This window comes from Paenibacillus sp. 598K (assembly GCF_003851045.1).
Lineage (GTDB): Bacteria > Bacillota > Bacilli > Paenibacillales > Paenibacillaceae > Paenibacillus_D.
In genome coordinates, this window is the sequence record NZ_BFBX01000011.1 from 292 (window position 1) to 12629 (window position 12338).

9 protein-coding genes are annotated in these 12338 nt (G+C 61.1%); 7 read left to right on the forward strand and 2 right to left on the reverse strand.

Annotation, left to right across the window (positions count from 1 at the left end):
- The 3 genes from PA598K_RS04185 to PA598K_RS04195 all read left to right on the forward strand — a co-directional run.
- On the forward strand, window positions 1–793 hold a 793-nt coding region (locus tag PA598K_RS04185; protein WP_148091916.1), incomplete at its 5' end, for a (Fe-S)-binding protein.
- A gap of 245 nt (window positions 794–1038) precedes the next feature.
- Complete coding sequence (locus PA598K_RS04190; protein ID WP_260405258.1) at window positions 1039–1959, forward strand: nucleoside hydrolase; 921 nt, start codon at window positions 1039–1041, stop codon at window positions 1957–1959.
- A gap of 2 nt (window positions 1960–1961) precedes the next feature.
- On the forward strand, window positions 1962–4628 hold the full coding sequence (locus PA598K_RS04195) for a glycoside hydrolase family 78 protein (protein WP_128655660.1): 2667 nt from the start codon (window positions 1962–1964) through the stop codon (window positions 4626–4628).
- A gap of 273 nt (window positions 4629–4901) precedes the next feature.
- On the opposite strand, the gene PA598K_RS04200 is transcribed toward PA598K_RS04195, so the two are convergent.
- Window positions 4902–5561 (reverse strand): transcriptional regulator, encoded by a 660-nt coding sequence (locus PA598K_RS04200; protein WP_128655662.1) that lies wholly within the window; start codon window positions 5559–5561, stop codon window positions 4902–4904.
- A 381-nt stretch (window positions 5562–5942) separates the two neighbouring features.
- Window positions 5943–6995 carry a LacI family DNA-binding transcriptional regulator gene (locus PA598K_RS04205; RefSeq protein ID WP_260405259.1) on the reverse strand — a complete coding sequence of 351 codons (1053 nt, stop codon included), beginning with the start codon at window positions 6993–6995 and terminating at the stop codon, window positions 5943–5945.
- Between the two features lie 347 nt (window positions 6996–7342).
- On the opposite strand from PA598K_RS04205, the gene PA598K_RS04210 reads away from it, so the two are divergent.
- The 4 genes from PA598K_RS04210 to PA598K_RS04225 are packed head-to-tail and all read left to right on the forward strand — an operon-like array spanning window position 7343 to window position 12121.
- Entirely contained in the window at window positions 7343–8788 is a 1446-nt protein-coding gene (locus tag PA598K_RS04210; protein ID WP_128655666.1) for an L-fucose/L-arabinose isomerase family protein, read from the forward strand.
- A 35-nt stretch (window positions 8789–8823) separates the two neighbouring features.
- On the forward strand, window positions 8824–9651 hold the full coding sequence (locus PA598K_RS04215; protein WP_128655668.1) for a transketolase: 828 nt from the start codon (window positions 8824–8826) through the stop codon (window positions 9649–9651).
- Between the two features lie 5 nt (window positions 9652–9656).
- Window positions 9657–10598, forward strand: coding sequence for a transketolase family protein (locus tag PA598K_RS04220; RefSeq protein ID WP_128655950.1), 942 nt, complete (start codon window positions 9657–9659; stop codon window positions 10596–10598).
- Window positions 10599–10609: 11 nt separating this feature from the next.
- Window positions 10610–12121 carry an FGGY family carbohydrate kinase gene (locus PA598K_RS04225; RefSeq protein ID WP_128655670.1) on the forward strand — a complete coding sequence of 504 codons (1512 nt, stop codon included), beginning with the start codon at window positions 10610–10612 and terminating at the stop codon, window positions 12119–12121.
- The last annotated feature ends 217 nt before the right edge of the window (window positions 12122–12338 follow it).

A 12338-nucleotide genomic window follows, 5' to 3' on the forward strand; every position in this document is an offset into this window, starting at 1 on the left:
CGAGCGGATCGGCACGCGCCACCCGGCCAAGGGAGAGCGGATCGCTACGGTCGGCTTGTTCCGTGGCTGCATCATGGACGTGATGTTCACCGAGACGAATGTCAACACCGTCGAGCTGCTGACCGAGGCAGGCTTCGAGGTCGTCATCCCCGAAGCGCAGAACTGCTGCGGCGCACTCCATGCGCATAGCGGAGAAGCCGACGATGCAAGGCGGCTGGCGCGCAGCAATATCGCCGCCTTCCGGGCGGCGGGCGTCGAGCATATCGTCACCAATGCCGGCGGCTGCGGCGCGACGCTCGTCGATTACGACCATCTGCTGCATAGCGACGACGCCTGGCGGGACGAAGCGCGCTGGTTCGCCGAGCATGTCATCGACATCAGCGAGCTGCTGGTGCGGCGCGGACGTCTGCCGCACTTCTGCGACGCCGCAGCAGGAGCAGAGCCGACCTGCGTCACCTATCAGGACTCTTGCCATCTGCGCAATGTGATGCGCACGTCGGATGCGCCGCGTCGCCTCATGAGGAGCGTCGAGGGTACTACCTACGTCGAGCTGCCCGAGGCGGATCGCTGCTGCGGGTCGGCGGGCATCTACAACATTACCCAGCCCGAGATGGCGGGACGACTGCTCGAGGACAAGATGGGGCAGGTCAACGGTACTGGCGCATCGTATGTGTTGACCAGCAATCCAGGCTGTCTGCTCCAGATGAAGCTCGGCGAGCATCGACACGGCGAAGGCCGGCAGGTCGAGCATATTGTCGACTTCTTGCATAAGCGGCTTGTTCCGCGCACTTGATTGGGAAACCTCTCTGAACAGCTTTCATTCAGAGAGGTTTCTTTATAAATTTTATCTAATTTTAATGTAAATTTATTTAAAACGAGCATTGACGATGAAAGCGCTTCGTGATAGGATTTAACCATTAAATAAAGGGAATAGGCATTTTCGAAATTTTAGTTCATTTTAGTTAGCGTGAACAACTAGCATTTGTCGCCATCCAGCGGCAGATTCGTTAAACAATATTGAAAGGGGTTGCAACAACATTGACCATACCCTTCGCGGTGCCGGATAACAAACAGATACGTCTCGTCATCAATACCGATGCTAAAAATGAAGCTGACGATCAATATGCGATCGCGCATGCGCTGCTGACGCCACGCTTCGACATCGCTGGCATCATCGCCGCGCACTTCGGCACGCGCACGCCGACGACGATGGAGGAATCCTATGAGGAGATCCTCAACGTGCTGCGTCTGATGAAGCTGGAGGGCGCGGCTCCCGTTTATCGCGGCGCGACGCACGCGCTGCCCGATGACCGCGCGACGGTCATGTCGGAGGGGGCGGAGCTGCTGATCCGCGAGGCGATGAAGGACGAGGACAAGCCGCTCTATGCGATCTTCCTCGGCACGCTGACCGATCTGGCGGCAGCCTATCTGCAGGAGCCCCGCATCGCCGAACGGCTGACAGCGATCTGGATCGGCGGCGGCGCTTATCCGGACGGGGGCGACGAGTTCAATCTGAGTATGGACCGGCACGCGGCCAATATTGTTTTTGGATCGCCGATTCAGCTCTGGCAGGTGCCCAAAAATGTGTACAAGATGATGCGGGTCAGTCTCGCGGAGCTGGCTGTCCGGGTGCGGCCGCATGGGGAGATCGGCCGTTATCTGTATGAGCAGCTGGAAGCCTTTAATCGATTGCCGCACCACAGCATGCGCTGGCCAAAGGGCGAGATGTGGCATCTCGGCGATTCGCCGGCCATCGGTCTGCTGCTCGAGGATCATGAGTACGATTACGACCTGATCGAGCCGCCGTTTGTTCGCGAGGATCTGAGCTATACGCCGCGGAGCGAGCAGGCGCCGCGCCGGATTCGGGCGTATCGTTATATTGATGCCCGCTTTGTACTGGAAGATATGTATGCCAAGCTGCAGCTCCACGCCGAGCAGAGCCAATCACTGGAGGGATAACGATGACGATGCAAGTGGTTCGATGCAGGACCGAATATATGGACAACCCGCTGGGACTCGATACACGCGAGCCAAGACTGTACTGGCAGCTGCGCTCCGAGGCGAGAGGCGCGAGCCAGACGGCCTATCAGATCCTGGTCGCGAAGAGCGAGGAGCTGCTCCAGGAGGGTGCGGCAGATATGTGGGACAGCGGCAAGGTCGAGTCCGGCCAGTCGCAGCATATCGTCTATGCCGGTGCGCCGTTGCAGTCGGAGGGACGTTATGTGTGGAAGGTGCGGGTATGGGACGCGCAGGGCGCTGTCTCTGACTGGAGCGAGCCGGCGAGCTGGTCGATGGGCTTGCTGGAGCGGATCGCCTGGAAGGGCCAATGGATCGGCCGCAAGGCGGAGTCGGGCGTTGAGCTGCAGCCTGCGCCGTATATGCGCAAGGCGTTCCGCGCCGAGGGCGAGGTGACGCGCGCGACAGCTTATGCGTCGGCGCTTGGTCTGTACCGACTCTATGTCAACGGCGTCGAGTCGGGCGAGCCGTTCGCACCGGGCTGGACCGATTATGACAAGCGGACGCAGGTGCAGACGCTCGACGTGACGGCGCTTGTGCAGCAAGGCGACAACGCAGTCGGCGCGATCCTCGGCGATGGCTGGTACGCTGGTACGGTCGGCATGCTCGGCAACAGAGTGTATGGCGAGCGGCCATTTTTCCTGCTCCAGCTCGTGCTCGAGTATGCCGACGGCTCGCGACAGCTCGTCGTGACAGACGGCACCTGGAAGACGATTCGCGGCCCGATCCAGTATTCCGATATGATCAAGGGCGAGAGCTATGACGCGCGGCAGGAGCTGGGCGACTGGTGTCATGCCGGCTATGATGACGGGTTCTGGGAGCAGCCGGATGTGCGGCCGGGTTATAACGGGTTGTTGGTAGCGATGGTGGAGCCGCCAGTGCGGATCACCGAGACGATCCGGCCGATCGAGGTGCGCCGGACGGAGGCCGGGACGTATATTTTTGATATGGGGCAAAATATGGTCGGCTGGACAGAGGTGCGGGCGAGCGGAACGCGCGGCACCCGGATCACGCTGAGCCATGCCGAGGTGCTCAATCCCGACGGCACGCTCTATCTGGACAATCTGCGACGTGCGGTGCAGCAGGACCATTATACGCTGAAGGGCGAAGGCGTCGAGCGCTACGAGCCGCATTTCACCTTCCACGGCTTCCGTTATGTCGAGGTCATCGGCTATCCGGGCGAGCCGACGCTGGATGACATCACAGGCAAGGTAGTGCACTCGGATACGCCGCTGGCAGGCAAGCTCGAGACATCCGATGCGATGGTCAATCAGCTCTACAGCAACATTACGTGGGGACAACGCGGCAACTTCCTGTCGGTGCCGACCGACTGTCCGCAGCGCGACGAGCGGCTCGGCTGGACCGGCGATGCCCAGGTTTTTGCGCGGACCGCTTCGTACAATATGGACGTGTCTCGTTTCTTCACCAAGTTCGTCTGGGACATGATCGACGCGCAGCAGCCGTCGGGAGCCTTTACGGACGTCGCGCCGGACGGCGGCTGGATTCGCTTCAAGATGTGGAGCACGCGGCTTAACTGGTATGCGCCGGACAACTCCGGCTGGGGCGACGCTGGGGTCATCATCCCGTGGACGCTCTACCTCATGTATGGCGATACGCAGGTGCTGACGCGTCATTACGACGCGATGGTACGCTGGGTCGAATACTTGCGCAGCAACAGCGAGGAGCTGGTGCGGCCAGGCTACGCCAACTATGCCGACTGGCTGTCGATCGATGCCGACACGCCCAATGAGGTGCTGGCGACGGCATACTTCGCCTACAGCACGCTGCTGCTCTCGCGCATCGCAGGCGTCTTGGGCAACGAAGCGGATCAGACGCACTACGAGGCTTTGTACCGCGACATCGCGGCTGCCTTCCGGCGCGCCTTCGTCGACGACACTGGCCGCATCCATGGCGACACACAGACCGTCTATGTGCTGGCGCTGCAGTTCGGCTTGCTTGAGGGGGATCTGCGCGAGCAAGCGATTGAGCGGTTGGTCGCCGATATCCGGGGACGCGGCAGTCGCCTGTCGACCGGCTTCCTTGGCGTCGGCTACCTGCTGCCTGCGCTCACAGACAGCGGCCGCCTGGATGTTGCGTACGAGCTGCTGACGCAGGAGGCTTTTCCGTCCTGGATGTACTCGATCAAGCATGGCGCCACGACGATCTGGGAGCGCTGGGACGGCTGGACCGAGGACAAGGGCTTCCAGACGCCGTCGATGAACTCCTTTAACCATTACTCGCTCGGCTCGGTCGGCGAGTGGATGTACCGCTACATGGCGGGCATCGAGGTCGATCCAGTGGCGCCGGGCTTCCGCCACGCGGTCATCCGGCCGCAGCCGGGCGGACGACTGACCTGGGTCAAGGCGTCGTATGAGTCAATGTACGGCACGATCCGCAGCGAGTGGGCGCTGCAGCCGGATGGCAGTCTGCGTCTGGAGGTCGAGATCCCGGCCGGGACGACGGCCGATGTCTATGTGCCAGGCGGCTCTGCGACTGTCGACGGCGTGTCGCCGGAGGACGCAGGAGGGTGCAGCCTGCTGCGCTCGGACGGCGCAGAGACGGTGCTGCGGATCGGCTCGGGCCGCTACGTCATCATCTGCGAGGGGAAGTAAGCGAGCGGCGACCCCGTCCGCTTGTGATGGATGCCATGTCTTCGTGTATGTTGGGCGTTGCATTGGTTCATCGCGTAAAGTCGGTCAGTAGATGGCTGTTGACTGTACATCTGCTGGTCGGAAGGATGGATGCTCGGGCTACCGTCTCATGTACACTATCGTCGCAATCAACCTCCACCTCCACTTCACTTGTGGTCGGGTGGAGTTTTTTTGCGCAGCCGCAGCTCGTGCAGCAATCGTGTAACCTCGCGCTCCGCCGCCTTGCAGGAAACTTTACGATTCGGTTAGCGCCAGTCGGTAGCTCCGATAACGCAGCTTGCCGCCTGCCACCTCGATTCGTTTTTGGGCGGTGAGGCTGTGCAGCACGGCTGCGGTGCGCTGACGCGAGAGTTGCAGATGCTCGGCAAGCTCGTTAGGCGTAAAGGGACGCAACATACGGCGTGCAAAGCGGATGGTTTCCAACGCTGCCCAATTCATCGGAGGCTGGTCCTGCTGCGACAGAAACTTGCCAATGAAGGACAATACGAGTTGCTTGCACATCCCCGGATCATCGCGAATCGACAAGTAAGCGATCGGCAGCAGCAGCCAATCGTCAAGCGCCAACAGCGCTTGCTTCATACATAGATCCTTGAAGCGCCCAGCTTCGATATCTCTCGCATGGGTGCGGAAATCCTGAACCTCGATGCACCCTTTGGCGCGACCAGGCATATAGGCAAGATCAAGATACCGGTAACCATTGTTGAAGTCTCTAACCTCATGTTCGGCATACAGATGGTCAAGGCTGCCTACCGCCGGATACCAAATCTTCCGCAGCAGCTGGACCGTCCCGTGACTCAGCCCTCGCTGAAGAAGCGCCTTTCGGCGCAAATTGGTTTCCGATTCAATTTGCTGGTCCAGCCAGGATGTGTAGACTTGATCAAAGGTTTGTCCCATATTTGCCTCCCTTGTGCGCTTGTTGTGACGGTTGACAACGAAAAATGCCGCCTCGAACCCGGGGATGCTCAAGGAGCAGCGGATTCAAAGCGGCATGTGCTTCACGCCGTTATTCGTATAGTTCAACTTTAGCACGAGTCCATTGACGGAGACAACTAAAATTTTGGAAGGGCAACGATGGTGCAGCGAGCTTCTGGAAATGTAACGTCCGCCACGGTGCTTATTTTGCTCGGAATTACGCTTTGGAAACTGTAACGCTCCTCACGGCGCTTATTTGGCCTGAAAGTGGGATATTTAGCTGTTTAGAAGAAAATAAGCGCCAGGGCAAGCATTAGAGTTGAAAGTTGGCGAAAATCGGTGAAATAAGCGCCAGGGCAAGCGTTAGAGTTGGTTGGCTGGCGACTCCGCCGGAGGACAAGTCGAGCGGCGCACGACGAGTCGCGTGTCGACGACGGTCTTGCTGGTGATGCCGGGCAGCGTTGAGGCCGGCTCTACGAGCCGGGCGACGGCCATCTCGGCCATCGCTTCCTTCTCGACATGGACGGTCGTCAGCTCCGGCGAGATGACCATCGACTCATGGATGTTGTCGAAGCCGATGACCGAGATGTCGTGGGGCACACGCAAGCCAAGCTCGGCCAGCGACTTGATGACACTGATCGCGATATAATCGCACTCGCAGAATAGCGCCGTCGGCAGGTCGTCCTGGCGGCTGCGCAACGTCTCGACCAGCTCATCCTGCGCAGAGACGACGGTTGGCGAGACTGTGAACACATGCTCGGGCCTTATTTGCAGCTCGGCCTGGGCCAGCGCTTGCTTGAAACCATGCTGACGGGCGTCGAAGTTGTGCATGCGGACATTGGACTGAACGATCCCGATGCTCTGATGGCCTTGATCGATCAGATGTCTGGCGGCCAGATACGCGCCTTGCGTATTGTTCATGACGACGAAGTTGGCGCTGAGCGTATCGTGGCATGTATCGAGCACGATCAGGTTGCGATGGCGAGCGGAGATCGCCGCGACCTGCGCCGGGGTCAGGTTGGTGCCGAGCAGGATCAAGCCTTGAGCCGGATGCTCTTGCTCCAGAGCGGCGATGCCTGCTTCGGCTTCGTCCGCTGGCAAGGCATGGACGAGCAAGGCAATCCCGCGCTTGCGGCACTTGTCCTCAATATAATGGATCAGCTCCATAAAAAACGGCTGCTGGTTAAAGTGCTCCAGCACGATGCCGGAATGCGTGCAAGCGACGAAACGCAAGGTGCCGCCGGCAGCCGGCGGCTTCTCGGCGCGGCTCGTCCGATGGACATACCCGCTCTCCTTGACGATGCGCAATATATTGGCCCGCGTTTGCGCGCTGATTCCTGGCTTGCCGTTTAGCGCCAGCGAGACGGCCGACTTGGAGACGTTGGCGGATTTGGCGATATCTTCTATTTTGATCAAGGCTAGTATCCCTCCTCTAAACCTCATTAACTATGTAAATCTTACTATGGATAACTAAAATATTCAACAAAATTAGTTCGTTTACCTAAAACAGAAAACTTCACGCTACGACCATCTGCGGGTGGGTGTTTTTCAGTCGCATTCAGCTTTTTAGTTGAAATTGAAATTTTCACTACTAGAATTACAACAAGAATTATCGGATAATTTATATAAAATTTAATTGACGTTTCGTTAAGTTGAGTGCTATGATTAGCTCAATCCAAATTGTAAGCGATTGCTGTTCTTGGCTTGCTGTGAGCTTGTTTTAGTTCTTTTTTAGTCATTACCAACCTGGGGGAGTGAGCGCGGTGGCAAGATTTATATTGGGGTATGCGCCAACAAGAAGGTTTGTGTTCAGCGCGGAGGATGCGTATCGGTACAAGGTATTGATCCGCGAGAAGATCGAGAGCTTTGGTCTCGATATCGACATCGTCGATCTGGAGGGACTCAACGAGGAGGGGTTGCTCTATGACGATCTGATCGGGGCGGAGGCGATTATCGAGCGCTTCAGAGCAGCAAAGGTGGACGCGGTGTTTTTTCCGCATTGCAACTTTGGCACCGAGGATACGGTCGCTCGCGTCGGCAAGGCGCTTGGCGTGCCGGTGCTGCTGTGGGGACCTCGCGACGAAGCGCCGCTCGAGGACGGCATGCGGCTGCGCGATACGCAATGCGGTCTGTTCGCGACCGGCAAGGTGCTGCGCCGTTTTAATGTTCCGTTCACCTATATTACGAACAGTCGTGTCGACGATCCCGTATTCGAACGCGGCTTCGTCAACTTCGTCGGCGCCGCCCATGCGGTGAAGGCGTTCCGCGAGCTGCGGATCCTCCAGATCGGCCCGCGCCCGACGTCCTTCTGGACGATGATGTGCAACGAGGGCGAGCTGCTGGAGCGCTTCGGCATCGAGCTGCATCCGATCACGCTCGTCGACATCCAGCGCGCTACGCGCAAGATCGAGCAGCACGGCGCGCCGGGTCTGGATGAGGCGATCGCCTACATCAAGGAGACGCTCGACACGACCGAGGTGACGGACGAGGCGGTGCGCCGGATCGCAGCGCTCAAGGTAGCGATGAAGCGGTATGCGACAGAGTCGAAGAGCACCGCAATCGCGATCCAGTGCTGGTCTTCGCTGCAGGAGGCGATGGGCATCATGCCTTGTCTGGCCAATGCGATCCTGACCGATGAGCAGATCCCGGTGACGTGCGAGACCGACATTCACGGGGCGATCACGTCGATCCTGGCGCAGGCGGCCGCGATGCATCAGACGCCGACCTTCTTCGCCGACCTGACGATCCGTCATCCCGATAACCCGAACGGCGAGCTGTTGTTCCACTGCGGCAACTTCCCAGTGTCGTTGTCCGTGGAGCAAGCCAAGGGGGAGAAGCCAAAGCTGCGCAAGCACTTCCTGTTCGACGATCATTCGCCGGGCACGCATGAGGGCGAGATTCGCGGCGGCGGCATGACTATCGTGAGATTCGATGGCGATCATGGCGAATATTCGCTGTTCCTCGGTCGCGCTAGAGGCATCGAAGGTCCGTATACGCGCGGCTCTTATGTCTGGATCGAGGTCAACGACTGGCCGCTCTGGGAGCAAAAGCTGGTCGAAGGTCCGTATGTGCATCATGCGGTCGGCATCCACGCGGATATCGTGCCGGTGCTCTATGAAGCGTGCAAGTACATCCCGGGGCTGCAGGCCGATCCGGTCGATCCGACCGAGCAGGAGATTCAAGCCTGGCTGAGAGGCTCGATCCAGTAGCGACAGCGCGGACTAGCGAAAGGAGAGCGTAAACGATGGAAACGCATGAATTGAAGCGCAAGGCGGCCCAGATCCGGATGGATCTGCTGCGGATGATCCACGGCGCCAAGACGGGACATACCGGCGGATCGCTGAGCAATACCGATATTTTGACCGTGCTCTACTACAGTGTAATGAAGGTCGACCCGCAGCAGCCGAAATGGCCGGACCGAGACCGCTTTATCGCCAGCAAGGGGCATTCGGTCGAGTCGCTCTACTGCATCCTTGCCGACAAAGGCTTCTTCCCGAAAGAGGAGCTGGCGACGTTCTCTCGCTTCGGCTCGCGGCTGATCGGCCATCCGAACAACAAGGTGCCGGGCATCGAGATGAATACCGGGGCGCTCGGCCACGGCCTCTCGGTATCGGTCGGCATGGCCCTGGCGGGACGGATGGACGGGCGGAATTATCGGACCTATACGTTGATGGGCGACGGCGAGCTGGCCGAGGGCTCGGTATGGGAGGCGGCGATGGCGGCTGCGCATTACAAGCTCGACACGCTCGTCGGCATCGTCGACCGCAACCGGCTGCAGATCAGCGGCAGCACCGAGGATGTGATGGCGCTGGAGCCGCTGCGGGGCAAGTGGGAGAGCTTCGGCTGGACCGTCCATGAGGTGGACGGCAACGATACGGAAGCGCTGGAGACGCTGCTGCGGCAGCTGCCGACCGTCCCGGGCAAGCCATCGCTGATCATCGCCAATACGGTCAAGGGCAAGGGCGTGTCATTCGCGGAAAATGTGCCGCACTGGCATCACCATGTGCCCAGTGACGACGAGCTGGCGCTGGCACTGGCCGAGCTAGCCAAGGAAGCGGGGGAAACGGTATGACTACAGTGAATAAAATCGCGAACCGTCAGGTCATCTGCGAAACGCTGGTCGAGCAAGCGGCCACGGACCGGGATATCGTAGTGCTTGCCAGCGATTCGCGCGGCTCGGCGGCGCTGGCGCCGTTCGCCAAGGCGTACCCAGAGCAGTTCGTCGAGACGGGCATCGCCGAGCAGAATATCGTCGGCATCGCCGCCGGTCTCGCCTCGGCCGGCAAGAAGCCGTTCGTCGCATCGCCTGCTTGCTTCCTGAGCATGCGCGCGATCGAGCAGATCAAGGTCGATGTCGCATACTCCGCGACCAATGTAAAGCTGGTCGGCATCAGCGGCGGCGTCAGCTACGGGGCGCTCGGGATGTCTCATCACTCGCTCCAGGATATCGCCGTCACGCGGGCGATCCCGGGTCTTACGGTCATCCTGCCTGCCGACCGGCACGAGACGCGGCGCGCGATCGAGGCGCTGCTGCAGCATGAGGGCGGCGTCTATATGCGGATCGGCCGCAATCCGGTCCAGGACTGCTATGAGAGCGCGGAGGAGATCCCGTTCGAGATCGGCAAGGCGGTCGAGCTGCGCCAGGGCGATGCGGTGACGCTGATCGCGGCGGGCGAGACGGTGCGCGTCGCGCTTGATGCGGCGGACTGTCTGGCTGCCGAAGGCATCCGTTGCCGGGTGCTCAACATGCATACGATCAAGCCGCTTGACACCGAGGCGGTGCTGCGCGCCGCCGAGGAGACGGCAGGCATCATCACGCTGGAGGAGCATAGCGTCCACGGCGGATTGGGCGCCGCGGTCGCCGAGGCGGTCGTCGCGCACAGGCCCGTGCCGATGCGGATCGTCGGCATCCCGGACGAGCCGGCGATTACGGGGACGACGGCGGAGCTGTTCGAGCACTACGGCATCAGCGTCGCGCATATCAGGGAGCTGGTCGCAGACTTGCTGCGTCAGCGCTGAGAGGTGAGCCGATGCGATATATCGTAACGATCGATCAGAGCACCTCGGGCACCAAGGCGCTGCTCGTCGACGAGAGCGGCGCGATCGTCGCCAGGACGTCGGCCGCGCATCGCCAGTCCTACCCGCGGCCGGGCTGGGCCGAGCATGACCCGGAGGAGATCTATGACAATGTCCGCCGCTTGCTCGGTCAACTGATGACCGAGAGCGGCATCGGCTGGGGGCAGGTGGCGGCGCTGACGATCACCAACCAGCGCGAGACGGCGCTCGTCTGGGACCGCCGCTCCGGCAAGCCAGTGTATCCAGCGATCGTCTGGCAATGCCGGCGCACCGAGGATCGCTGCCGACAGCTGCGAGAGCAGGGCGCGGAGCCGCTCGTCAAGTCGCGGACCGGTCTGCTGCTCGATCCGTACTTCTCGGCGACCAAGCTCGCCTGGATATTGGAGCATGCGCCGGAGCTGCCGCCGCGCAGCGAGCTGCTGGCGGGGACGATCGATACCTGGCTCGTCTGGAGGCTGACCGGCGGAGCGGCGTATGTGACCGATCATACCAATGCAAGCCGGACATCGCTATACAATCTGCATACGAACGGCTGGGATGCGGAGCTGCTGGCGCTGTTCGGCCTCGAAGGGCTGGAGCTGCCGAGGATCGTCTCCAGCACCGCGATCGCCGGCTATCCGGCGACCGCCGAGCTGCCCGGCGCGGAGCATGTGCCGATCTGCGGGCTGATCGGCGACTCGCAGGCTGCGCTCTATGGCCAGCGTTGCCGACAGCCGGGCATGGCCAAGGTGACGTACGGCACCGGCTCGTCGATGCTCGCTTATACGGGGCGGACGCCACTCGCCTCCGAGGGCGGGCTCGTAACGGCGGTCGCCTGGTCGACAGGCGAGGAGGTTCACTACGCGCTGGAGGGGATCATCCATAGCTCGGGCGACACGATGAAGTGGCTGCGCGACGAGCTGGGGCTGTTCGACGGCTTCGCCGAGGCCGAGCGGCTGGCGAGTGCGCTGCCGCACAATGACGGCGTCTATCTCGTACCCGCCTTCGCCGGTCTCGGCGCGCCGTACTGGGACGCCTCGGCGCGGGCGGCGATCATCGGCCTGAGCCGAGGCGCGACGCGGGCGCATATGATCCGGGCCGGCTATGAGAGCATCGCCTACCAGGTGCGGGATGCGGCGGAGCTGTTCCACCGCGAGGCGGGCATCCGTCTCGGACAGATCCGCGCGGACGGAGGCGCTAGCGCGAGCGGATATCTGATGCAACTGCAAGCCGACACGCTGCAAGCGGAGCTGGCGTGCGCCGGCGTCGCCGAGCTGTCGGCGATAGGCTCCTGCTACCTCGGCGGTCTGGCGACCGGCGTCTGGGCGAACGAAGCGGAGCTGGATCGGCTCGCGAGCGACGCTACGACCCACCGGCCGCAACGGACGCAGGCGTCAGCGGATGCCGACTATGCCGGGTGGTTGGCAGCGGTAGAACGTGTACGCAGCGAGCGACATTCGTTAGCGGAGCAGTCGCCCATCGCATAAAGCAGAGGCGTTGGCAGGGGCGTCCGCGCAGGGTTTGCGACCATGTATCGTGAGAGGGGGAGCGCAGTTGGAACGCGATGTTAGCAAAGGTGAGGACTTGCAGGCGAGCTGGCTGCGATGCGGCATCCCGCAGACGGGCGAATCCATCGCACGAAGTTATAGTCACGAGTTGGAGCTGTGGCTCGCCTGGCGTGTCGTCGAGCCGGCAGCGCCTGCC